The organism is Pseudomonas sp. Irchel s3a10 (assembly GCF_900187525.1).
In the GTDB taxonomy this organism is placed as follows: Bacteria; Pseudomonadota; Gammaproteobacteria; order Pseudomonadales; family Pseudomonadaceae; genus Aquipseudomonas; species Aquipseudomonas koreensis_G.
Window position 1 is genome coordinate 1,148,641 of record NZ_FYDR01000001.1, and the last position, 23,704, is coordinate 1,172,344.

At 61.1% G+C, this 23,704-nt stretch carries 22 protein-coding genes; 7 read left to right on the forward strand and 15 right to left on the reverse strand.

What is annotated here, in order from left to right; all coding sequences use genetic code 11:
- Positions 1–125 precede the first annotated feature (125 nt).
- Positions 126–1,553, forward strand: a complete 1,428-nt coding sequence (locus tag CKW11_RS05115; protein ID WP_095136680.1) for a mechanosensitive ion channel family protein — start codon at positions 126–128, stop codon at positions 1,551–1,553.
- An 87-nt stretch (positions 1,554–1,640) separates the two neighbouring features.
- On the opposite strand, the gene ycaC is transcribed toward CKW11_RS05115, so the two are convergent.
- The 6 genes from ycaC to CKW11_RS28775 all read right to left on the reverse strand — a co-directional run bounded on the left by ycaC (position 1,641) and on the right by CKW11_RS28775 (position 6,537).
- The gene (gene ycaC / locus CKW11_RS05120) at positions 1,641–2,264 is read right to left on the reverse strand and encodes an isochorismate family cysteine hydrolase YcaC (RefSeq protein WP_007961287.1); all 624 of its coding nucleotides are present in this window, start codon (positions 2,262–2,264) and stop codon (positions 1,641–1,643) included.
- Positions 2,265–2,331: 67 nt separating this feature from the next.
- Positions 2,332–4,170: an amidohydrolase gene (locus tag CKW11_RS05125; protein ID WP_095136681.1), complete on the reverse strand. Its 1,839-nt coding sequence runs from the start codon at positions 4,168–4,170 to the stop codon at positions 2,332–2,334.
- A 30-nt stretch (positions 4,171–4,200) separates the two neighbouring features.
- On the reverse strand, positions 4,201–4,827 hold the full coding sequence (locus CKW11_RS05130) for an antibiotic biosynthesis monooxygenase (protein WP_095136682.1): 627 nt from the start codon (positions 4,825–4,827) through the stop codon (positions 4,201–4,203).
- Positions 4,820–5,236 (reverse strand): DoxX family protein, encoded by a 417-nt coding sequence (locus CKW11_RS05135; RefSeq protein ID WP_095136683.1) that lies wholly within the window; start codon positions 5,234–5,236, stop codon positions 4,820–4,822. Before CKW11_RS05135 ends, CKW11_RS05130 begins: the two co-directional genes overlap by 8 nt.
- 188 nt (positions 5,237–5,424) lie before the next feature.
- Positions 5,425–6,348 carry a LysR family transcriptional regulator gene (locus CKW11_RS05140; RefSeq protein WP_095136684.1) on the reverse strand — a complete coding sequence of 308 codons (924 nt, stop codon included), beginning with the start codon at positions 6,346–6,348 and terminating at the stop codon, positions 5,425–5,427.
- 57 nt (positions 6,349–6,405) lie between these two features.
- Positions 6,406–6,537, reverse strand: coding sequence for a hypothetical protein (locus CKW11_RS28775; protein WP_256582021.1), 132 nt, complete (start codon positions 6,535–6,537; stop codon positions 6,406–6,408).
- 119 nt (positions 6,538–6,656) lie between these two features.
- On the opposite strand from CKW11_RS28775, the gene CKW11_RS05145 reads away from it, so the two are divergent.
- Positions 6,657–7,112, forward strand: coding sequence for a helix-turn-helix domain-containing protein (locus CKW11_RS05145; RefSeq protein ID WP_095136685.1), 456 nt, complete (start codon positions 6,657–6,659; stop codon positions 7,110–7,112).
- 34 nt (positions 7,113–7,146) lie between these two features.
- Here the strand turns inward: CKW11_RS05145 and CKW11_RS05150 are convergent, their stop codons facing one another.
- Complete coding sequence (locus tag CKW11_RS05150) at positions 7,147–7,716, reverse strand: flavodoxin family protein (protein WP_095136686.1); 570 nt, start codon at positions 7,714–7,716, stop codon at positions 7,147–7,149.
- Positions 7,717–8,071: 355 nt separating this feature from the next.
- Between CKW11_RS05150 and CKW11_RS05155 the strand changes: the two genes are divergently transcribed.
- Positions 8,072–10,879 (forward strand): winged helix-turn-helix domain-containing protein, encoded by a 2,808-nt coding sequence (locus CKW11_RS05155; RefSeq protein WP_095136687.1) that lies wholly within the window; start codon positions 8,072–8,074, stop codon positions 10,877–10,879.
- Here the strand turns inward: CKW11_RS05155 and CKW11_RS05160 are convergent.
- Positions 10,844–12,313 carry a winged helix-turn-helix domain-containing protein gene (locus tag CKW11_RS05160; RefSeq protein WP_095136688.1) on the reverse strand — a complete coding sequence of 490 codons (1,470 nt, stop codon included), beginning with the start codon at positions 12,311–12,313 and terminating at the stop codon, positions 10,844–10,846. The genes CKW11_RS05155 and CKW11_RS05160 overlap by 36 nt on opposite strands.
- A 90-nt stretch (positions 12,314–12,403) precedes the next feature.
- Positions 12,404–13,354 (reverse strand): GlxA family transcriptional regulator, encoded by a 951-nt coding sequence (locus CKW11_RS05165; protein WP_095136689.1) that lies wholly within the window; start codon positions 13,352–13,354, stop codon positions 12,404–12,406.
- A gap of 219 nt (positions 13,355–13,573) precedes the next feature.
- Here CKW11_RS05165 and CKW11_RS05170 point away from each other — a divergent pair, with 219 nt between their 5' ends.
- A complete protein-coding gene (locus CKW11_RS05170) occupies positions 13,574–14,296 on the forward strand; it encodes a pirin family protein (RefSeq protein ID WP_095136690.1) in 723 nt (240 codons plus the stop codon).
- A 49-nt stretch (positions 14,297–14,345) separates the two neighbouring features.
- On the opposite strand, the gene CKW11_RS05175 is transcribed toward CKW11_RS05170, so the two are convergent.
- Positions 14,346–14,834: a hypothetical protein gene (locus CKW11_RS05175; RefSeq protein WP_256582022.1), complete on the reverse strand. Its 489-nt coding sequence runs from the start codon at positions 14,832–14,834 to the stop codon at positions 14,346–14,348.
- 171 nt (positions 14,835–15,005) lie between these two features.
- Positions 15,006–15,881, reverse strand: a complete 876-nt coding sequence (locus CKW11_RS05180) for a LysR family transcriptional regulator (RefSeq protein ID WP_095136691.1) — start codon at positions 15,879–15,881, stop codon at positions 15,006–15,008.
- 111 nt (positions 15,882–15,992) lie between these two features.
- Here CKW11_RS05180 and CKW11_RS05185 point away from each other — a divergent pair, with 111 nt between their 5' ends.
- From CKW11_RS05185 to CKW11_RS05195, 3 genes are all read left to right on the forward strand, one after another.
- The gene (locus CKW11_RS05185; RefSeq protein ID WP_095136692.1) at positions 15,993–17,183 is read left to right on the forward strand and encodes a YbfB/YjiJ family MFS transporter; all 1,191 of its coding nucleotides are present in this window, start codon (positions 15,993–15,995) and stop codon (positions 17,181–17,183) included.
- A gap of 61 nt (positions 17,184–17,244) precedes the next feature.
- The gene (locus CKW11_RS05190) at positions 17,245–18,243 is read left to right on the forward strand and encodes an NAD(P)H-quinone oxidoreductase (RefSeq protein WP_095136693.1); all 999 of its coding nucleotides are present in this window, start codon (positions 17,245–17,247) and stop codon (positions 18,241–18,243) included.
- 109 nt (positions 18,244–18,352) lie between these two features.
- Entirely contained in the window at positions 18,353–19,297 is a 945-nt protein-coding gene (locus CKW11_RS05195; RefSeq protein WP_095136694.1) for an alpha/beta hydrolase, read from the forward strand.
- Here the strand turns inward: CKW11_RS05195 and CKW11_RS05200 are convergent.
- The 4 genes from CKW11_RS05200 to CKW11_RS05215 form a co-directional block, all read right to left on the reverse strand.
- Positions 19,294–21,105: an ABC transporter ATP-binding protein gene (locus CKW11_RS05200; RefSeq protein WP_095136695.1), complete on the reverse strand. Its 1,812-nt coding sequence runs from the start codon at positions 21,103–21,105 to the stop codon at positions 19,294–19,296. The genes CKW11_RS05195 and CKW11_RS05200 overlap by 4 nt on opposite strands.
- Positions 21,106–21,436: 331 nt before the next feature.
- Positions 21,437–21,766 carry a hypothetical protein gene (locus tag CKW11_RS05205; protein WP_041066178.1) on the reverse strand — a complete coding sequence of 110 codons (330 nt, stop codon included), beginning with the start codon at positions 21,764–21,766 and terminating at the stop codon, positions 21,437–21,439.
- Between the two features lie 106 nt (positions 21,767–21,872).
- Complete coding sequence (gene rtcA, locus CKW11_RS05210) at positions 21,873–22,901, reverse strand: RNA 3'-terminal phosphate cyclase (RefSeq protein WP_095136696.1); 1,029 nt, start codon at positions 22,899–22,901, stop codon at positions 21,873–21,875.
- An 8-nt stretch (positions 22,902–22,909) separates the two neighbouring features.
- Positions 22,910–23,698: a nucleotidyltransferase domain-containing protein gene (locus tag CKW11_RS05215; protein ID WP_095136697.1), complete on the reverse strand. Its 789-nt coding sequence runs from the start codon at positions 23,696–23,698 to the stop codon at positions 22,910–22,912.
- Positions 23,699–23,704: the final 6 nt, after the last annotated feature.

Sequence of the window (23,704 nt, forward strand, 5' to 3'; positions counted from 1 at the left end):
GGGTTGCGAAGCGACCCCACTGCTAACCAAAAAGGCAGGGGACTGCTGCGCAGTCCATCGGGGATGAATCCCCTCACCACAAAAGCCTCTTCAACACCGACGTTCATGCAGTTCCGGAGATCGCCATGTCCATCCTCCTCACCCACCCACTGTCCTGGAGCGCCGCCCTGCTGCTGCTCGACGCGCTGCTCTGGCACCTCGCGCCGTTCAGGCACCGCGCACCGAGAGTCGGTATTCGCCTGGCGCTGTTTCTGGCGTTCAGCGCATTGATCATCAACGCCGAGATCAGCCCGTTGCAGGCGCCGCTGTTCGCCGATGACCGGGTGATGCAACTGGGTGCAACGGCGCTGGGGATTGTCTGGTGGCTGTACGCTGCGCGGGTGCTGACCGAAGTGATCGGTCTGGCGCTGATGCGGCGCATCGGCCACAGCGGTCGGCTGTTGCAGGATGTGATCGGCGCGCTGGTGTTTCTGGCGGCGATCGTCGCGGCCGCCGGCTATGTGCTGGAGCTGCCGGTCAAAGGCTTGCTGGCGACTTCCGGGGTGGTGGCGATCGTCGTCGGTCTGGCGCTGCAAAGCACCTTGAGCGACGTGTTTTCGGGGATCGTGCTCAACACCACCAAGCCGTATCAGGTCGACGATTTCGTGGTGATCGACGGCGTCGAAGGCAAAGTCATCGACATCGACTGGCGCGCCACGCATCTGCTGACCAGCACCGGCACCCTGGCCGTGGTGCCGAACTCGGTGGCAGCCAAGGCGAAGATCGTCAATCTGAGTCGCCCGACTAACCTGCACGGCGTCTCGATCAGCATCAAGGTGCCGAATCACATTCGCCCACGACGGGTACTCGACGCCCTCGACCGCACCCTGCAGGGCAGCAGCAGTCTGCTGCTCAATCCGCCGCCCAAAGCCGTGTTGAAAGAGGCCGGCGAGGAAATGTCGGAGTACGTCGCCAGCGGTTTCATCAGTGAACTGAGCAAGAAAGGCGAAGTGCGCAATCAACTGTTCGACCTCGCCCATCGGCATCTCGAAGCCGCAGGTATTTCCCGCCATCCCGATGGCGTGATCGAACCCTCGACCCGCGCCCGGGCACTGCTTGATGAAGTGAAAGTTTTTCGCTCGTTGAGCCATGAGGAACGTGATCGCCTCGCCGAATCGATGGTCGCGCAGCAGTACGCGGCCGGCCAGGTGGTGTTGGGTCTGGATGAGGTGCCCGACAGTCTGTTTGTCATCGCCACTGGCGTGGTCAGTGCGACCGTGCCCGATGGCAGCGGCCAGACCGAAGCCGGACGCATGGGGCCGAGCGAGGTCATGGGCGAACAGAGCATCCTCGCCGATACCCCGTCGCAGGCCACGTTCACCGCGCTGACGTCGAGCATCATCTATCGTCTCGATAAAGCCCTGACCCGCCAATACATGGCGCAGCGCAGCGAAGTCGGCCAGGCGTTGAACAAATTGCAGGCGGTGCGACAGCAGAACAGCCGGCTGGCGTTGATGGCCAAACCGGTGGCGGTGCGCAAGGGTGGTTTTCTCGGTTGGTTGCAGAAACGTTAAAAGCAAAAGATCGCAGCCTGCGGCAGCTCCTACAGAGGAACACGTTCCAATGTAGGAGCTGCCGCAGGCTGCGATCTTTTGATCTTCTTACTTGGCCGTGAACTTGGTGTAGCTGTTGATCAGATTGCGGTAGTTCGGCAGGCGTTCGGACAGCAGATGCGCCAGGCCTTCCATGTCGTTGCGCCAGTCACCTTGCAGCTCGCACGCCACCGAGAACCAGTTCAGCAGATGTGCGCCGGCCGCCGACATCCGCGCCCATGCCGCTTGTTGCACGGTGGTGTTGAAGGTGCCGGAAGAATCGGTGACCACAAACACTTCGAAACCTTCAGCAATGGCCGACAGGGTCGGGAATGCTACGCAAACGTCCGTCACCACACCGGCGATGATCAGTTGCTTGCGGCCGGTGGCCTTGATCGCCTTGACGAAGTCTTCGTTGTCCCAGGCGTTGATCTGGCCTGGACGCTGAATGAACGGTGCATCGGGGAATTGCTCGCGCAACTCAGGCACGATCGGACCGTTCGGGCCGGCGTCGAAACTGGTGGTGAGGATGGTCGGCAGCTTGAAGAACTTGGCGATGTCACCCAGCGCCAGCACGTTGTTCTTGAATTCGTTAGGGGTGAAATCCTGTACCAGCGAGATCAGACCGGTCTGGTGGTCGACCAGCAGCACGACCGCATCATCTTTGTTCAGACGCTTGTAGGGAACGCTCATGGGAAACTCCTCGGTGGATGGTTGTTGCGTGAGGCGCCGACCGGTTGGCCGGCGCTTTTTGTAATGATCAGAAAGCGAAGCAGGAACAGCCGAACGCGCCCCAGAACCCGGCGAAGTCGCTGACCGGTGCGTTCGACAGTCGGGCTTTTTCATGGCTGTGCGAGTGCACCGCGCAGGCACCGACGCACTGGTGCACTTGCGCCTGCAAAGGCGAGTTCGGGCGCCAATGGCCCGGCACCTTGACCACCGGCGACCAGTCCGGCAGCACGGGGATCGAGCGTGGGCCGAGGTCTTCGAAATCGCCGGCGGCGTAGACGATCTTGCCGCCGACCACGGTCAGCACCGACTCGATCCACTTGATCGCTTCTTCCTCGACGTGGAAGAAGTCCGCGCTCAGCGCCGCCAGATCCGCCAGTTGCCCGACCTTGATCTGGCCCTTCTTGCCCTGTTCCGACGAGAACCAGGCGCTGCCGTGGGTGAACAGTTCCAGCGCGGTGGTGCGTGGCAGACCTTCTTCGTACAAGGCCAGACCGCCGACGGTGCGACCGCTGACCATCCAGTACAGCGATGTCCACGGGTTATAGCTGGAAACCCGCGTGGCATCGGTGCCGGCACCGACCGGTACGCCTTCGGCGAGCATGCGTTTGATCGGCGGCGTGGCTTCGGCGGCTTTCGCGCCATAACGGTCAACGAAGTATTCGCCCTGGAACGCCATGCGATCCTGAATCGCGATGCCGCCGCCCAGCGCCCTCACCCGCTCGATGTTCTGCGGTGTGATGGTTTCGGCGTGGTCGAAGAACCACGGCAAGCCATTGAACGGAATGTCGCGATTGACCTTCTCGAACACGTCGAGCATGCGGCTGATCGACTCGTTGTACGTGGCGTGCAAGCGGAACGGCCAGCGCTGCTCGACCAAATGGCGCACCACCGGTTCCAGCTCCTGCTCCATGGTCTGCGGCAGGTCCGGGCGCGGTTCGAGGAAGTCTTCGAAATCGGCGGCGGAGAACACCAGCATCTCGCCGGCGCCGTTGTGCCGCAGGTAATCGTCGCCCTGGTGCAACTTGACGCTGCCGGTCCAGTTCTGGAAATCGGTCAGCTCTTCTTTCGGCTTCTGGGTGAACAGGTTGTAGGCGATGCGCACGGTCAACTGGTCGTCCTTGGCCAGTTGCTCGATCACCTGATAATCGTCGGGATAGTTCTGGAAACCACCGCCGGCATCGATCGCGCTGGTCAGACCGAGGCGATTGAGTTCGCGCATGAACTGCCGGGTCGAGTTGACCTGATATTCCAGCGGCAGCTTCGGCCCCTTGGCCAGCGTCGAGTACAGAATCATCGCATTGGGTTTTGCCACCAGCATCCCGGTCGGATTGCCGTTGGCATCACGCACGATCTCGCCGCCCGGTGGGTTCGGCGTGTCGCGGGTGTAACCGGCGACGCGCAGTGCGGCGCGGTTGAGCAGCGCGCGGTCGTACAGGTGCAGGACGAATACCGGAGTGTCCGGTGCGGCCTGGTTGAGTTCTTCGAGGGTCGGCATGCGTTTTTCGGCGAACTGGAATTCGTTCCAGCCACCAACCACGCGCACCCATTGCGGGGTCGGCGTGCGGTCGGCCTGCTCCTTGAGCATGCGCAATGCATCGGCCAGCGACGGTACGCCTTCCCAACGCAGTTCGAGGTTGTAGTTGAGGCCGCCACGGATCAGGTGCAGGTGCGAGTCGTTGAGGCCAGGAATGACGCAGCGCCCGTGCATGTCGATCACTTGCGTGGCCGAACCACGCAGGGCCATGGCCTGAGTGTCGTTACCAACGACGACAAAGCGGCCGTCCTTGATCGCCACCGCACTGGCCAGCGGCTTGCTGCGGTCTACGGTATGAAATTGGCCATTGAACAGAATCAGATCGGCGTTCATCGCAGTTCCTTTCGAGTAGATGAATGGGTGTCAGCGTGACGGCTGTTTCGCGGGCTCGACGTGAGCATGGGCCTGACCGGCTTCCAGCCACGGCGCGAACAACCGGGTCACGCGGGGCATGAACACGTACACCACCGACAGGACGATGGTCAGGGTGATCAGGAACGTGGCGACCACGTAGTTGGAAAGCAGCGGATGCAGCTTGAGCAGCGGCCCCCAGATCAGTGGCACCAGCAGCGTGTGCGGCAGGATCACCAACAGGGTGATCACCGCCTGCTTCCAGCGCGGCGGCGGCTTGGCGGCATCGGCCAGCGGCGCAAACCAGAATTCGTTGACCGGTGCGACTTCAGTCTGGTCGCCATCGGCGAGCATCGGCGCTGCTTCATCCACCAGCGCCTGACGCTGCGGCGATTCCAGCCACAGCTGCATGGCCTCGGTGGAGGAAAAGCGCAGGACGCAGGTGTAGGTGTCGAGACCGGCCAGTTTGCCGCGCACCACGTCGACCCCGAGGTGACCGTCGCGCTGCCCGGCGACCCGGACGATGTTGCGCAACCATGCCTCGTAAGGCTGTTCAAACCCGGCCTTGACCCGGTGCTTGACGATCAGGGTCACGGTTTCACCGACCCCCGGTGCTTTTGGACTCAGGGCTTCAGGCATAACGCAGCACTCCGGGCAGACGAACATTGAGCGCCAGGCGTCCCGGCCCGGCGATAAACACAGTGGCGAACAGGATCAACAGCAACCAGCCGAACTGCCCCTCGGCCACACTCCATTGCGGGTGCACGACCAGCAGCGCCACCAGCAGAACAAAAAGAATAGGCAAGCAGGCCAATCGCGCCAGCACCCCGGCGACGATCAGTAGCGGGCAGAGGACTTCAGCGAAAATCGCCAGGCAGAGTGTGAGGTGCGCGCCGAGGTGGAACGGGTCTTCGATCTGCTGCAATTGCGCGTTGAAATCCAGCAGCTTGGGCAAACCGTGGACCCACAGCAGGAACAGTCCGCCGCTGACCCGCAGAAACAGCAGACCGACATCCTGTGCCTGTTCTTCGTGTTGTGATGCGCTCATGACCCTACCCTTTAATCCTTATCGGGTTGAATCATGCTCGGTACGGGCGAGGGAAAATTGAATGGATGTGCTCAGTTACCAACAGACTCGATTGCGTTGTGTTGGAGCTGCCGAAGGCTGCGATCTTTTGATCTTCAACAAAAAATCAAAAGATCGCAGCCTTCGGCAGCTCCTACACGGAGAAGATGTCAGACAGGCGGGATATCCAGCGGCGCCGCCATGAACTGGCTGATCCGCGAACGCAGCCAGCGCTCGGCCGGGTCGTTGTCGTGCACCCCGCTCCAGGCCATCGACAGCTGTGCGGCATCGATCGGGAACGGTGGATCTTCAGCGCGCAAGGCGCAGCCTTCGACCAGCGCACACGCGGCATAGTCCGGTACGGTGGCAATCATTTCAGTGCCGGCGAGCAACGCGCGCAAACCGCTGAACTGCGGCACGCCGAGCACCACGCGCCGACGCCGGCCAACCTTGGCCAGGTCCAGGTCGATGTTGCCGCTCAGGTCACCGGAGAACGACACCATTGCGTGCGGGCGCTCGCAGTATTCGTCCAGCGTCAGCGGCCCCGGGCGATCATCGCCGCGTAGCACTTTGCAGGGAATGTCGCGCAGTTTCTTGCGCTTGGCGTTGGCCGGCAGATCAGTGGTGTAGCTCACGCCGACGGAGATTTCCCCGGACGCCAGCAGCGCCGGCATCAACAGATAATTGGCACGGCGCACCACCACGACAATACCGGGTGCTTCCTGCTGAAGCTGTCGCAACAGCGGCGGAAACAGACCGAACTCGGCGTCGTCCGACAGGCCGATGCGGAACACGTCGCAACTGCTCGCCGGGTCGAACTCCTTGGCCCGGCTGACTGCGCCGGAGATCACATCCATCGCCGGTTGCAGCTCCTGCAGAATCGCCAGCGCGCGGGCGGTCGGCTCCATGCTGCGACCGTTGCGCAGCAGCAACGGATCATCGAACAGGTCGCGCAAACGCCCCAGCGCGGCACTGACTGCCGGTTGGCCCATGAACAGTTTTTCGGCGACGCGGGTCAGGTTCTTTTCGAACATCAGCGCTTCGAAAATCACCAGCAGGTTCATGTCGACGCGACGCAGATCGTTACGGTTCATGGGCTCGTGTTCCTTGCTTGGGAAGTCGTGTTCAGTCGGGTGCGATAGCGCCGTACTTTACTTGATCAACAGTACGTTGGCCGCACGTTTGTATGGGCCGTATTTCACCGGCACCCATTGGAAGTGTTTGTCGATGGCGACGACTTGCGGCGGTGTGCTGAGTTCAACGTTTTGCAGCGCAATTAACAACGTTTAACTCGTCAGTCTTCCGGCCCCGTCCAACAATGAAACCCTCTGCGAAACATTGTTTTTTTGACCAGAGGGAAACGTGCCGAGCGTGCGTTGCCCCCCCGACACGGACATTGGCCATGGCTCACTTACAACAAACAGTCGCCCTCGCCCCCTCCAGCGAATTCCGCACACCGCGCATCGGCGGCCTCAGCCCGCAACGCGAACGACGGGCCAAACAATTGATCCTCGAACGCCTGGGCGAAAGCCTGGAAGTGACCGAACTGGCAGAGGCCTGTTCGTTGTCACGCAGTCATTTTTCCCGGGCGTTCAAATGCAGTACCGGACTCTCGCCACAGGACTGGATCCGCACCCAGCGCATCGCTCGCGCCAAGCAGTTGATCCGGTTCACCCACTTGAGCCTGACGCAGATCAGCCTGGAGTGTGGTTTCTGTGATCAGGCGCACTTCTGCCATATCTTCACCCGCAGCGAAGGGATCAGTCCGTTCGCCTGGCGGTGTCGTGAGGTGGCGGGCATGAAGTCCGAAAAACCGCGAGCGTCGGCCGCGCCTGTCGACATACGCCTGGCGGTCTAAACGCTGTCGCGCGCCAAGCTCATTTCCCTGCGCTTCATTGCTGCCTCAACCGCTGCGCCACTTGCGCCACCCGCTCGCCCAGATGTGCCGCCGTGCGCCGGTCTTCGAGCGGCGGCGCCTGCTCGGGGGGCTGTTCGACATTGGATTGGGACATGGCCCCGAGCGAGCTGCCCAGACGATTCAACTGACCATCGAAGCAGCCCGCCACCGAGCGCGCCGGGAGCAGGTCGAGCCCCACCCAGATCATCGAATGCTGCGCGGCGAACACCGCCATTTGCAGCAATGTATTGAGCTTGTCGCCGCACAGGCTTCCGGAATTGGTGAACCCGGCCGCAACCTTGTTGCGCCACGGTTTCGCCAGATAGAACGCCGCGCTGGCCTCCATGAAATGCTTGAAGCCCGCCGACGCGCTGCCCATGTAAGTCGGCGCACCGAAAATGATCGCGTCGGCGCGGTGCAACTCATCCCAATAGAACTCGACTTCTTCTACCGCCACCAACCGACAGGTACTGCCCAAGTGCCGTTCGACGCCCTGCGCCACGGCTTCTGCCATGACGCGAGTGTGGCCATAGCCGCTGTGATAGACCACCACCACGTTGCTCATTGCGCCGTCCTCCGCACGCGTGCACTCCATTGCAGCCATCAGGTCCTGGCCTGAGGGCAGGCTCGATTCAGCGGATTTTTGGGCTTGAAGCGGACACAGACGAGTTAATCGTTGTTAATTGTCCGCGAGACGCAGCGCTGGTCTGAACATTGCAGCGGGCAAAAATGCCGATCGCTGCATCACTTTCGAGCATTGCCGGCAATCTGCACGTTGCACTGACGCCAGAACCTGCGGAATATGTCCGCAAAACTGCGGATTAGAAGGCTTGCGTGCCGCTGACGCTGATCCGCGCTGCCCTTCACGGAGGCTTCACACGCCGTGGGCAGGATTATAAAAATTTCGCAGGAGTGAGCTGTTGAGTCTTCCCCCGAATCAGGCCCTCGGTTTCGGCCCCTATCGGATCCAGCCCGGCAAACGGCTGCTGCTTGAGGGCGAGCAGCCGTTACGCCTGGGCCGACGTGCCATGGACATTCTGCTGATCCTGCTGGCGCATGCCGGCGATGTCGTGAGCAAACAGCAACTGATTGCCGGCGTATGGCCGGACAGTATCGTGGAAGACATCAATCTGCGGGTGCACATGGCGGCTTTGCGCAAAGCCCTGGGCGACGGTCAGGGCGGGCAGCGATACATCGTCACGGTGGCGCAGCGCGGCTACAGTTTTGTCGCACCGATCAGGCTGCAATCGATCGAACAGCACACCTGCGCCGAAACCGGCACCCGGCATAACCTGCCACTGCGCCGCACGCGAATGATCGGCCGCCAGCCGCTGGTCGACAGCCTGATCAGGCAGTTGCCGCGCCAGCGCTGCATCACACTAGTCGGCCCCGGCGGCATCGGCAAAACCACCGTGGCCCTGCGCGTTGCCGAACAGATGATCGGCCACTATCGGGACGGTATCCGGCTGCTGGATCTGTCGCCGATCAACGACGCGCGAATGATCTGCTCGCACCTGGTGGCCCTGCTGGATGTGGTGCTGCATGACAACGATCCGCTGACCCACCTCGTCAATGCGCTGCGCGAGCGCCAGATGCTGCTGGTTATCGACAATTGCGAACACCTGATCGACGCCATGGCACTGCTCAGCGAGAACATTTTGCGCGGTGCACCGCAGGTTCACATTCTGGCCACCAGCCGCGAGAGCCTGCGTGCCGAAGGCGAGTATGTGCAACGTCTCGAGTCCCTCGATTACCCGCCGCCGATTGCCGTGCTTGATCGTGCGCAGGCGTTGAGTTTTTCGGCACTGCAACTGTTTGCCGAACGCGCCCTGGCCGCGCACGAGGGCTTCGAATTGAGTGACTCCGAGCTGCCCGACGCAATTGAAATCTGTCGGCGTCTGGACGGCATTCCACTGGCGCTGGAGCTGGCGGCGGCGCAGGTCGGAGAGCTCGGCCTGCAGGGTTTGCTCAGCCAGCTGCAAGGGCGTCTGCCGGTAGTGGCGGCCGGCAATCAGAGCAGCGTGGAGCGCCATCAGACGCTGCGTGCCACGCTGGACTGGAGCTTCAACCTGCTGACCGATTGCGAACAGACCTGCCTGCGTCGACTCGGTGTGTTTCGGGGTGGCTTCACCCTGGAGTCCGCCGCTGCGGTGATCGGTGGACAGCACATTCAGCCCGGCGAAGTGTTCGGTTCGATCACACAACTGGTCGCCAAGTCGTTGCTCAACGTCGAAGTCGGTGACGAAGAAGTGTTCTATCGTTTGCTCGACACCACGCGCCGCTATGCCCTGGAAAAACTCGAGCAAGGCGCCGAACTCGCCGAAACCCGCGAACGCCACGCTGAACGCTGCCTGGCGCTGATGTATCAGGGGCAGACCGATTGGGAAACCACCTCAACCGCACTGTGGATCGAACGCTACGCACGCGGTCTGGAAGACCTGCGCGCGGCGCTCGACTGGAGCCTGAACGGTGCAGGCCCCAACGATGTGGGGATTTATCTGGCCGCGACCTCGGCGCCCCTGTGGCAAGAGTTGTCGCTGCTCAAGGAATACGGCGGTTACGTGCGTCAGGCGCTGGCCCTGTTGGAAAACGCTGCCGAACCTTGCCCCCGGGTGAAGATCGCGCTGAAGCTGGCACTCGGCAGCGCCTGCTACCACACCTGGGGTGGCACCCCGGAAACCATCGCGGCGTTCGTCGATGCCCATGCGCTGGCGCAAGAGTACGACGACGTGGCCGGCCAACTGCGTGCAGTGTCCGGGCACATGGCGGTCAACCTCAGCTGTGGCCATTATCAGTCGGCGCTGGAACAGAGCGAGCAGTTCGATCGACTCGGCCTGCACGGCGACCCGCAGCTGTCGCTGAGCACACATCGCCTGCGGGTGTTGGCACTGCATTACGCCGGCGACCAGCAGCAGGCACGCCTGCATGCCGAGCAAGTGATTCAGCACATGGCGCAAAACGGCAACCCCAACCGCTTCACCCATGGCTTCGGCGTGCAGTACGACCAGAGCGTCGCCTCGCTGACGGTGCTTGCCCGGGTGTTGTGGCTGCAAGGTTTCCCTGAACAGGCCTGGCGGACGGCCAGGCAGGCGCTGGACATCGCCGTGCAGATCAACCACGGCACCTCGATCTGCTACACCCTGGCATTGGCCAGTTGCCTGATTGCTCATTACAACGGTGACCCGCAAAACGCCCGTGCGTTGCTGCAGCAGTTGCTGGAACAGGCGCAGAAGCACTCCGTATTGCTGTTCTATCGCTGGGCATGCCAGTACGCGCAGGTCCTCGACGCCGATGCTGCCGTGCCGATAGCGACCGAAGACAGCGGCCTGATCAGGGAGATCATGGTCACCCTGGACAGCAGTTTTGTTGATGACGCGTTGCTAGAGCGGGCACGCAGCGGAGCGGCAGGCTGGAGCACGGCGGAGATTCTGCGGGCTCGGGCCGATCGGATGTTGATTGAAGATTCGGCTTGCCCCGACAGCAACACCCGGCAGGCCGAAAAGGTCTTGCTCCAGGCACTGTCGATCGCGCAAACCCAGGGCGCGCTGGCCTGGGAACTGCGCAGCGCCACTTCGCTGGCGCAGTTGTGGCAACGGCAGAACCGCTACCGCGAAGCACTGGAATTATTGAGCCCGATCTATCAACGCTTCACTGAGGGCTACGCCACCCCGGACTTGCGCAAGGTGCGCTGGTTACTCGACGAGTTGGGCCGCCAGCTGCGTGCCTGACACCCAACGACTGCGGTTGACGAAGCGCGCATACCGACGCTCGTATTCGTTGTATTCACCGCTGCGTTCAAGTTGTTCGCGGGCGTAACGACGGGTGGTGTTGAGCATGCGATAGCGCAACCCGGCACTGCCCCGCTCCACCGCCAGCAAAGACTTCTGCGCCAACCGATCAATCATCAGGGCCAACGTCGACGGGGGTAATTGCGCGCAGCTGATGACCCCCATTGCCGCATCGATGGCAAACGCCGTTTTGAAGACCGCCAGGCGTTGCAGCACCCGCTGCTCCTGCTCGTTCAGCCGTTGATAGCTCCAGTCCAGCGCGGCTTTCAGGGTTTGATGGCGTGGCACGGCAGTACGCCGACCATGGCTGAGCAGCTGTAAACAATTGTCGAGTTGTGACTGCAAGCCGACCATCGCCAGCGCATCAATGTGCGCCGCCGCCAGTTCAATCGCCAGTGGCAGCCCATCCAGCCGCCGACAGATGTCGCGCACAGCATTGAGATCCTGTTCACGCAGGGTAAAACCCTGCTGCCGGGCCCGGGCACGACTGACAAACAATTGCACGGCCGAATAGCTCATGGTCTCTTCGACACTGCCCAACGCAGAGGACTTGGGAATGGAAAGTGGCGGCAGGGTTTGCACGGTCTCCAGGCTGGCCTGCAATGCTTCGCGACTGGTCGCGAGAATCGACAACCGTGGCGCGGCCTCCAGTAAACGTTCAACCAGAGCCTTGCAGGCTTCACGCAGATGCTCGCAGTTATCCAGCACCAGCAAGCTGTGACGCGCTGCCAGCGTGACGAGATCGGTATCGAGGGTTTGCAACAGATAATCGAGCAGTGGCGTGGCGTCGTTGACTACCGCCAGGTCCACCAGCCAGACCCCGTCGCGAAAATGCTGTAACAGCAACTCTGCGGCACGCAACGCCACCGTGGTTTTGCCGACCCCCGCAGGCCCCGTCACGGTCATCAATCGGCACAGTGGCAATTGCCGCACCATCGAGCCCACCACGGAGTCGCGACCGGTCACCGGCGTCAGCCGCACAGGCAGGTTGTGTTGGGGGGCTTGCAGATTTTCCAGGGCCACGTGCTCGAAATTGTCGCCGTGCACCGGAGCAACGAAGCTGTAGCCACATTGCGGGACATTGACGATATAGCGTTGGCCGTTCTCACCGTCACCGAGCGCCCGGCGCAGGGCGGCAATGTGGACGCGAAGATTGATCTCTTCGACCACCGAAGTGGGCCAGACCCGTGCAATCAACTCTTCCTTTCCGACCACTCGGCCTGCGCGCTCGACCAGCACCTGCAGAATGTCCAGTGCACGCCCGCCCATGCGCAGTTGCCGATCCCCGTCGAGGATCAGCCGTTGGCGCAAATGAAAGGCATAAGGCCCGAAATACAGGACTGACGCCGAGTGCAAATCGTTGAGGCTGTTCATGCCAACTATCTTGGCAGCCTGCTATGACGGCACAACCTTCACACAGGGCGCAGCACGGACATCCGGGTGCGCACAACGGACAGAACCGCTCTAGCTGAACTGTTCGCGGTATTGCACAGGAGTAAGACCGAGTTTTTCCACGAACAACAGGCGCATGTGCCGGACACTGCCAAAACCACTCTTGTAGGCCACGGTTTTCAAAGGCAGGTCAGTGGTTTCCAAAAGATTTCGTGCGCAGTCGATACGTGCACTTTGCAGGAACTCCATCGGCGTCATGTTGATGTCGCGAACAAACGTCCGCGCGAAGTGCCGTGCACTCATGTTGGCCAATCCAGCCATGCGCTCGACAGTGAACGCTTCGTCGAGATGGTCCAGGACGTAATTCTGTACTCGGGTGATCGGTGTTTCCTGAGGCGCCACCGCCGCCATCAATGGGCTGAACTGCGCCTGTCCGCCTTGACGTTTCATCACCACCAGCAGCACTTTGGCGACGTCCTGGGCCAACTTCTTGCCGTGATCCTGCGCCACCAGCGCCAGCGCCAGGTCGATGCCGGCCGTGACCCCGCCAGAGGTGATCAGATTGCGATCCTCAATAAAAATCTGGTCGGTGGCGACGCTCGCTTTTGGAAATGCCTTGATCAGGCGCTCGGTGTAATTCCAGTGAGTGGTCACCCGATAGCCATCGAGCAACCCGGCATGGCCGAGTACGAAGGCGCCGGTGCAGATCGACCCATATCGCTCGGCACAGGGTACGGCCGCTTTCAGCCAGGCCAGCAACCCCGGGTGTTTTTCGTTGTAGGCCCCCGGCCCTCCTGGCACCAGCAGCAAGTCGTAGCGCTCAGTGGCTTGTTCGATATGCCGGTCGGTGTGTACCAGCACACCGTTGGACGCACGCAACGGCCCGCGCTCGGTGCCAAGCGTGGTCAGTTGATAGTGCAACTCCGGTTTCAAATAGCGATTGGCCACCGAAAACACCTCCAGCGGCCCGGCCATGTCGAGCAGCAGAAAGTCGGGGAACAACACCATTGCCACGGTTTTCATGGGATACACATCACTGATAATCAAAGGTAAACGGACAAGACCGGCTGAGCATTATGGCCAACTGCGGCACAATCGTCGGAAAAAATACGTGATCGAGCGCAAACAACTGTCAACCAGAAACGGACAGTATTTCAATTTCCATCTACTTATTAGCCCGAAGAGTAAACAGTAATCTTCTCCTCACTCGGACGAATTCACGTCCCCCCAGGAGATTTCATCATGCTGACTCTTCGCAAAGCCTCCGATCGTGGCCTCGCCAATCATGGCTGGTTGAAGTCGTTCCACACCTTTTCCTTTGCCAGCTACCGCGACCCGCGTGAACAAGGTTTTTCCGACCTGCTGGTGATTAACGATGACCGCGTTGCCGCCGGCAAAGGTTTCGGCCAGCACCCGCATCGTGACATGGAGATCTTTTCCTACGTGCTCGAAGGCGCACTGGAACATAAAGACACGTTGGGCACCGGCTCGGTGATCCGCCCTGGCGACGTACAACTGATGAGCGCCGGCAGCGGCGTGGCGCACAGCGAGTTCAACCATTCGGCCACCAAACCCGTGCACTTTTTGCAAATCTGGATTGTGCCGGAGATCAGCGGCGCCAAACCGCGCTATCAGCAGGAGCACTTCAGCGCGCAGAAAAAACGCGGTCGTCTGCAACTGATCATCTCGCCGGACGGCAGCGATGGTTCGCTGACAGTGCGCCAGGATGCGCGGGTTTACGCCGGGTTGTTCGACGGCAAGGAAAGCGCCACCCTGAAACTGTCCGCCAACCGTTACGCCTACGTGCATGTGGCTCGCGGCAGTGTTGAACTCAACGGCCAGTTGCTGCAGGAAGGTGACGGCGTGCGGGTTCGCGAGGAACAGGCGTTGACCCTGAGCAATGGCGTGGATGCCGAAGTACTGGTGTTTGACCTGCGTCCGCAAGAGCTGCCGCAAATGCCATGAGGCATGGGTTTCCCAGCCAACAAAACGGCCTTCAATTGAAGGCCGTTTTTTATTTTGGCAACACCGATGATGGCTGCTCGGCAGGCTTCGCTGCACCGACATCTTTGCCCGCCTGAACCGCCGCCAATGTTGTTTGTATCGCTGCATACAGGTTGGCCTGACTGGCGAAATAGCCACCGACGACAATGCTGACCACACCAAACAGATGCACAGCCGTTGCCATCCAGACGTTGGCATTCACGGTACCCGCCTTTTTGAGTGCCTCTCTGGACTCGATGGCGATGCCTTGAATCACCGAGTCGTAGCGTTTATCCCGCTCGAACTGAATGCGCTCGTTCGCCTTGTCTCGCTCTGCCTGGGAGCAAAGGAACTCTCGAATATCGGCGTGCACTCGCTCTACCCGAGCATCCATCCTTGCCTCGATGGTCTCGATCCTGGCGTTGAATTCTTCACGGCTGATAGCGTTCATGATTTGTGCGTTACGACCTTTGCTCAATGTGTCGAAGCTTTGATATTGCTCGAATTCCCTGGCTTTCAATCCGATCCCCTTCCCTGGGTTACCGATACCTTCACTGGCGCACCGATTTCCTGGCGCTGCGAGTTGCATCAACCTTAAGGCTGGCGCTCCAAGCCCACAAGCCGGCAGATTCTGCTGTGGATGTAGGGCGTTTCGTCAGACGCTGTAGCTTGTCCAAAACGCTTTAAGCCGTCACTCATTCTCCAGTGCAAACGCCTCGACAATCTGCTCAATCACCGCCCTGACCCGTGCGGTGTGGCGCAAGTCCGCGTGGGTCACCAGCCACACCTCATACGGTTGCGGGCGATTGCGCTCAGGCCAAAGCCTGACCAGGCCATCGCGCTCGCCCATGTACACCGGGATTTCTCCTACGCCCAGGCCAGCCGCAATCGAGCGGCGTACCAACAGACTTGAACTCAGGCTGGCGACAATCCGTCCGCGATGCAGCGGTTCGCAAACCAGCGTCATGTCCTTGTGCGTCTGCAAATACGGCTGGTAGACCACCAAGTCATGGCCTTCGAACGCCGTACCCTGCGGCGGGATGCCATGGGCGTCGATATACGCCTGTGAAGCGAACAATCCCACGGGCCAGCGTGCAATCCGCCGCGCGATCAGATCGGGATTGTCAGGCCGGGTATTGCGCACGGCGATGTCCGCCTCGCGCTTGGCCAGGCTAAGGATCTGCGTGGAGGCGTCCAGTTGCACACGCACGTCCGGGTGCAGCGCGTGCAGGCGACTAATGGCCGGAATCAGAAAGTCGATGGCCAGCGAGTCGGTGGTGCTAACGCGTACGTTGCCGGTCAGACGATCATCCAGGCCCTGAATCTGCCGTTCAAGTTCCAGCGCCGACTGCTCCATTTTTTCCACGCTTTTTAGCGCGGCTTCGCCGACTGCGGTCAGTGCGTAGCCGTCGGAGGTGCGCAGGAACAAGGTCGCACTCAGGGACTTTTCCAGCGCCGTGATCCGTCGTCCGACGGTCGCCTGATCCACCCCCAGAACCCGCGCTGCGCCGCGTAAGGTCGACTCTCTGCATACTGCGAGAAATACCCGCGCATCATCCCAGTTCATGCTGCCCCCAACCGATGCGAATTTGCATCACTATAAAGCCAAATCGCTGCATTACCGCAGCAAAGATAGCCGATATCCTGAGCGCCATAGACCTTCCTAAGGAATGCTGTCATGCGTACATCAACCTCAGGCTTACCGATTTTCTCGGGACTCTGCGCCAGCCTGGTCGGCATTGGGCTGGCGCGTTTTGCCTACACACCGCTTATTCCCTCGCTGATTCAGGCGCAGTGGTTTTCTGCCAATGACGTGGTCTACCTCGGCGCAGCCAATCTGGTCGGCTATCTGATCGGCGCCCTGCTCGGCCGACCGATCGCGCGGCAACTGGGCAATAAAAACGCCCTGCGACTGATGATGCTGCTGGTCACCGCAGCGTTTTTTGCCTGCGCATTTCCGTTGTCGGTGAGCTGGTTCTTTGGCTGGCGATTGCTGTCGGGGATTACCGGCGGCGCGATTATGGTGCTGGTGGCGGCGACTGTACTGCCCCACGTGCCGGCATCCCGCAAAGGACTGGCCAGCGGTGCGATTTTTCTCGGTATCGGCCTGGGCATTGCCGCCTCCGGAACCATCGTCCCGCCCTTGTTGAATATGGGCCTGCACGCCACCTGGCTGGGGCTGGGCGGATTGTCGTTGTTGCTGACCGCAATAAGCTGGTTTGGCTGGCCTGTTGATCTACCGCACCCGACCGCCACTCACACAGGCGCGGCGATTGAGCCAACGCCCTCCGCCGTCTATTTGCTTTTCGGCCAATACGCATTCATGGCCGCAGGTCTGGTGCCGGCCATGGTGTTTCTGGTGGATTACGTGGCTCGCGGGCTCGGTGCCGGGGCGCAGATGGGCGCACTGGTTTGGGTGATGTATGGCCTGGGCGCAATTGTCGGCCCGGTAAGTTACGGCTTTCTCGCGGATCGGCTTGGCGCGCGGATGGGCATTCGGCTGGTATTGCTGGTACAGGCGATTGCGCTGGGACTGCTGGCGGTTTCCCACTCTTTCATGGCGTTGGCCGTGCTGGCAGTGATCATCGGTTCATTCCCGCCCGGCATCGTCCCTCTGGCCTTGGCCCGCGTGCATGAACTGGTGCCGGATCACCATCGCCAGCAAATCGCCTGGAGCCGCGCCACCGTATCGTTTGCCACGTTTCAGGCGCTGGCCGGATTTGCCTTTTCGGCGCTGTTCAATGCCACGGGCGGTCAGCACGCAATGCTCTTCGTGATCGCCGCAGGGGCGATTGTCGTGGCGATTCTGTTGGAGCACGCCCTGAAATGGCTGCCCTCAGCGACTGAACCACGCGTCTGTGAAAATTGAAGGGAATCATTGCCTGCGGGCTGCGCTCCCATCTTCAGAACCTCAAGCAACAGGAATCGACATGACTTTGCCCAACGAAATGACCCGGATCGAAATCACTCAACCCGGTGGCCCGGACGTCTTGCAAGCCAAACGTGTGCCCCTGCCCGTCGCTGCAGCCGGTGAAGTGCTGATCCGCGTGCATGCCGCAGGGATCAATCGCCCGGATGCGCTGCAACGGGCCGGCAAGTATCCAATGAAGCCGGGGATGAATCCGATCCCCGGTCTGGAAGTGGCCGGCGAAGTGGTGGCGCTGGGTGCCGGTGTCAGTCAGTTTGCCGTCGGAGACAAGGTCTGCGCGCTGACCAACGGTGGCGGTTACGCCGAATACTGCAACGTCCCGGCCGGACAAACCCTGCCGATCCCCCATGGACTGGATTGGGTGCAGGCCGCCGCTATCCCGGAAACCTTCTTTACCGTGTGGGCCAACCTGTTCGGCCTCGGCGACGCCCAGCGTGGTCAGCGCGTGCTGATCCACGGCGGCACCAGCGGCATCGGCACCACCGCACTGATGCTGTGCCGCGAATTCGGCATCGAAGCCTTCGCCACCGCCGGCAGCGCCGAAAAATGCGCGGCGATCAGCAAACTGGGTGGGCAGCCGATCAATTATCGCGAGCAGGATTTCGCCACGGTCATCGCCGAAAAAACCGCTGGCCAAGGCGTTAACGCGATTCTCGACATCATGGGCGCTTCGTACCTCAACGGTAATGTCAGCGCGCTGGCGATGGATGGCCGGATGGTGATGCTGGGCTTTCTCGGTGGCGGCAAGGCCAACGACATCGACCTGCTGGCGATCATGGCCAAGCGTGCGGTGATCACTGGCTCATTGCTGCGTGCGCGAACCGCTGAGGAAAAGGCCGAAATTGCCGAGCAACTGCGCGAACACGTGTGGCCGGCGCTGGCCGCCGGACGCTGCCTGCCGATCATCGACAAGGTTTATTCGCTGAACGATGCGGCCCAGGCGCATGCGCGCATGGAAGGTGGCGACCACATCGGCAAAATCGTTCTGCGCGTGGGCTGAGCCGCAGCATTTTGTAATCGTTGCGAGTAGACGGTGGTCGAAAAAGTCACGCGCAGACCGAGCCTTCTGGTAAAAAGCCTTCTTTGTCTGCGCTGTGGTGAACCGTTTAATGTTCCTGTCCTTCATGACCCGTTTGCGTCGTCGCCGTCTGGCGTTCGCCTGCATAGCTGCGCTGATCATTGGCGTGCCGACGAGTTGTGCGGTGCTCGAACACACCGAGCGCAAACTGCTGTTTCGCATCGAACCGGGCACGGCCGGCTGGTATCACGGTTTGCCGGGCAGCGTGCAGGAACTCGACTTGCAGCCCAAGAGCTTCAAGGCCGGGCAGAATATTCATGCCTGGTGGTGGCCCGCAGAACGACCGAACGCTCCGGCGATTCTCTATCTGCATGGCGTGCGCTGGAACCTCACCGGACAGCTGTTCCGCATCGAGCAGTTGCGCGCAGCCGGCTACTCGGTACTGGCCATCGACTACCGTGGTTTCGGCCAGAGCAAGGGCGATCTGCCTTCGGAAAGCAGCGTGTATGAAGACGCCCGTGTGGCGTGGGAGCGCTTCAAGTTGCTGCAGCCCGACCCGAGCAAGCGCCTGATCTACGGCCACTCCCTGGGCGGCGCCGTGGCCATTGATCTGGCGGCCGAACTCGGCCAGGACGCCGCACGGGACAAGACACCGCTGCCAGTCAAAGGTCTGGTGATCGAATCGACCTTCACCTCTCTCGCCGACGTGGCTGCGGCCGTGGCCAACACCTCGCTGCCGGTGCGCTGGCTGCTGTCGCAGAAATTCGACTCCATCGACAAGATCGCCGAGATTCACATGCCATTGCTGGTGGTGCACGGCATGGCCGACGCGTTCGTGCCGCCGCGCTTCAGCGAGCAGCTGTTCAACGCCGCCCAACAACCGAAACGACTGCTGCTGGTGCCGGGTGCCACCCATAACAACAGCATGGCGCTGGGCGGGCAGAATTATCGCAAGGCGCTCGATGCGCTGATGCAGTCCAAACCCGCGCCGCGCGTGGCCGGCCCAGCATTGGTGCGCAGCGCGCAGGATTCCTAGCGATAGCCGCGCGCCTGCAGATCGAACAGCTTGGCGTAGTGCCCATTGGCGGCGATCAGGCTGTCGTGATCGCCCTGCTCCAGTATCCGTCCGCCCTTCAGCACCATGATCTGATCGGCGTTGCGCACACTGGAAAAGCGGTGGGAGATCAGCAAGGTCATGCGACCTTCGGTGTGCTGGCTGAAATGCTCGAACACTGCCGCTTCCGCTGCCGGATCCAGCGCCGAGGTCGGTTCGTCGAGAATCAGGATGTCGGCATCGCGGCGCATGTACGCCCGGGACAAGGCAATCTTCTGCCATTGCCCACCGGACAACTCCTGACCGCCGGCGAACCATCGGCCTAGTTGCGTGGCATAGCCACGGTCGAGCCCTTCAATGAACGGCGCGGCCATGCCTTCGGTAGCCGCAGCCTGCCAGCGCGATTCTTCGTTGAACGCCGAGGTATCGCCCACGCCGATGTTTTCGCCCACGGTGAACTGGTAGCGAATGTAGTCCTGAAAAATCACCCCGATACGCCGACGCAAGGTGTTCTCTTCCCAATCCTGCAAATCGCTGCCATCAAGCAGAATGCGTCCCTGGTCGGGCCGATACAGGCGCGTCAGCAATTTGATCAGCGTGGTTTTGCCTGAGCCGTTCTCCCCCACCAGCGCCACGCTCTTGCCCGGCACCAGGTGCAGGTCAATGCCTTCCAGCGCCGCACGGTGGGCGCCCGGATACCGAAAACCGACGTTTTCAAAGCGCAGGCCATCGCCCGGTTGTGCGCCGACGGTGAGATGGCCGGAATCGGCGAGCACCGGTTCGGCCAGATATTCATACAGGTTGGACAGATACAGACCGTCTTCGTACAGGCCACTGATCGCGCTCAGACTGCTGCTGACCGCACTCTGCCCCTGCTTGAACAACACCAGGTACATGGTCATCTGACCGAGACTGATATTGCCGTGCACCGCATCGATCACCACCCAGGCATAAGCCAGATAGAACGCCCCGGTGCCGAGCAAGCCGAGACCGAAACCCCAGCCATCACGACGCAATGTCAGACGCCGATCCTCGGCGTAGAGCTTGGCAAAAGTGTCCCGATAACGCTGCAGCAGCAACGGCGCAAAGCCGAACAGCTTGACCTCTTTGATGTAGGCCTCGTGGGACAGCAAGGTTTCAATGTAATTTTGCTGCCGACTCTCCGGGGCACGGCGGGTGAACAGGCGGAAAGCGTCGCCGGAGAAATGCGCCTCGGCAAAGAACACCGGCAACGCGCCGATCACCAGCAACACCAGCGCCCACGGCGAAAAATGCACCAGCAGCACACCGAAGCTGATCAGCATGATCAGGTTCTGGATCAGCCCCAGCGACTTCATCACCAACGCCAGCGGCCGGGTCGAGGCTTCGCGGCGCACGCGCACAAGCTTGTCGTAGAACTCGGAGTTCTCGAACTGCACCAGCGACAGGGTCTGCGCTTTCTCCAGAATCAGCGTGTTGACCTTCTGCCCCAACTGCACCCGCAACAACGACTGCTGCACCGAGAGCGCCCGTTGCGTACCGGACAACAACGCCAACACCCCCGCCTCCATCAGCACATAACGCAACACCGGCCACAGCGGTGCAGCGCCCTGCTGCGCGTGCAACTGCATCGCCGCCACCACCGCATCGACGATCCGCTGACCCAGCCATGCGGCCAGCGCCGGCAGCACACCGGCAATCAGAGTGGCCAGCACCAGACCCAGAAACAAACCGCGAGATGTCGCCCAAACCAGTAGCAAGGCGCGCCGGGCCTGATCGAACAAAGCGTGGAAGCGGGGAATCAAAGGCATGGAACACAGAGCTCGACGGCGGATGGAGCGTGCCATGGTACTCCGCAGGTTTGATCCGTGCTGAAACTGCGCTTTTTCATGAGAAAAACATCTGGAAAAACACTGGCCTTTGCAGCGTCCAAAGCTCTGCTCTGTTTTAGCCGCCCTTCGCGGAACCTGGCGAAAATCGCCTCTCTCCGCGCCTACTGTCAGGAACCCCGCCATGCGAATCAATCCCTGCCTGATCTTCAACGGCAACTGCCGTGAGGCTTTCAATTGCGAGACTGACAAGTGATGCTGACTTTTCCTCAGGCATGAAAAAGCCCAACCTCTTCAGGTCGGGCTTTTTGGTTTATCGCTGGGCCAGCTCATGCCGCACGCATTGTTCGTAATAGGTCTGCTTGACCGCCGCAGGCTTGAGCTTCGACGTGCTGTTGTAAGTCTGCTCGGTAATCCCCATCGCCGTCATGCGCATCCACGGTTGCTGGAACTTGCGCACCTGCAACTGCTTGCGCGCGCCATACAACGAGATCCCCGACAGCTTCGACTGTTGTGCGCCGGCGGCGATGTCCGAGCCCCAGGTACAGGCAAAACGATGACTCTTGCTCAACTCCTTCGCTTCAATGGCCGAAGCGAAAGCAGCCAGGGAAAGCGTTGCAACGGTTATGACAATCGTCCGCATATAGCCAACCTAACCTTTTGAAAAAAGGCGAGTTTGCCGGGGAAGCCCAAGCCTGGGGGCCAGCAATTTGCCGCATTTGCGAGATTGATCCGGGCCTGCGACGCGATCAGCGACAGCTGCGGACCTCAACCCGCAGACGCTCGGCGCCCTCTTCCGAGCATTCGATAGTGACCGGCAAGAAGCGCTCGATCACCGCGATGTTGCTGTGCAGATGCTCGGTCATCCTTGGGGTGGTAAATGATCCACCGCCGGCCAGCGCCATCGGCAGCAGCAACTGATCGGCGAGGTGTTCTGCCACCGCTGCGTCACTGCGCAACCAGTCTGCCGCCTGATTGATTGCGCTATCAGCGACCTTCTCCGCCCGTAACAACACTTGGCCAAAGGCACTGAAAACTTCGGTGACGTGCTCGAACACGTACTCCAGCAACAACACATTACCGGGGCCACGCGCCGGATCGAGCGTGATCGGATGCAACGTATCCGCTGCCCAGCGCAAGCGTTTGGCTACCTGATTCAATTCGCGCTCGGCGACGCTCGGTGCGAGACCGGCCGTCAGCGCCAAGGCTTGCTGCGACAGCAGCGCCCCGCGTTCACACAGGTCCAGCGGCGTCAGTTGCGACGGCTGCACCGTGACGTAGATCTCACCGCCACCGGCCGGGACAAAGCCGTGACGCAGCAGATCCAGCTCAATGCCGGCCCCCATGCGCCGCATCAGCGGCAACCAGCTACGTGTAAGGAAATCGGCCGGCGGCGCCAATGGGTTATGCGTGCCGCCGCTGATCCGTACGCGACTTGTGCCCGGTGCCTGCAACAGCGCCGGCAGCAATGTTTGCAACACCAACGTGCAACTACCGGCCGTGCCGATCGCAAACCGGTAATCACCCGAACGAATCGCTCCCGGCTCGAAGCGCAGCTCCTGCGAGCCCAGTTCTGCTCCCGCGATCCGCGCGCCACAGACTTCGGCAGCCGCCATCACTGCCGTCAAATGCTGACGCAACAATCCCGGCCGACTGCGGCGGGCACGAATCTGTTTAATGCGAAACGCCTGGCCTGTCACCATCGACAGGCTCAGCGCGCTGCGCAACACCTGACCGCCGCCAATCGCGCCGTCCAGTTCAATCACTTGCGGTTCCATTTCAATCCTTACGCATACAACCCGACGATGTCCCTGAGGTAGTCATCCAGTCGTCGCGAGTCTTCCTGAGTTCTGAGTAATGTGGGCGCATCGCGCTCGAGTTCGGCAGTGATGAACCTGTGCAGTGCCGGACGACGCGGGCCGTAGGCGCGCTCGTCGGCATTGCGTTTAAGTGTCAGCAGTTCGTCGACTTCAGCGAGCAGTGCGCGGTCGTCAACCGTGGTTAGCAGCTCGGCGAAGGTCATCGGTGGACGTCCACGCCCCTGATCGATCCAGCGCACCGCCAGCAACGGCCGCAGCACGTAGAAGTACTTCTTGAACCGCACGCTGTCGCCTTGCAGGTACTGGCGAAAGTTGTTTTTCGCCATCGACAGATAGTGGTTGCGGGCTGCCGGCGGGCTGTAGAACGCTTCGGCCAGCTCCCGCAGTTGCGCAACCTGTGCGCTTTCGCTGCGGTACACCAATGGCGAGTCGAGCCACTCCAGCAACGTCGGATTGGACTTGCGCAACAACCCGAGGGTCTTGCGCAGTTCCCAGCCGCTGACGTCCAGTTCATCGTCCAATGGTCGCTCGATCACCGCGCGCGGCGTGTCGACCTGAACGAACCACTGCGGTTTTTCCACGTACACGAACCGTACGTCGTAGTCGCTGTCGGTCGAGGCAAAGCCCCAGGCCCGACTGCCGGACTCACAGGCGTACAACACCGTGACATTGCGCTCGCGCTCTATACGCGCCAACTCTTCCAGTACCCGCGCACGCATCGTGGCGCACAGCGGGTGGCGTTCTGCAAATTCCATGACTGC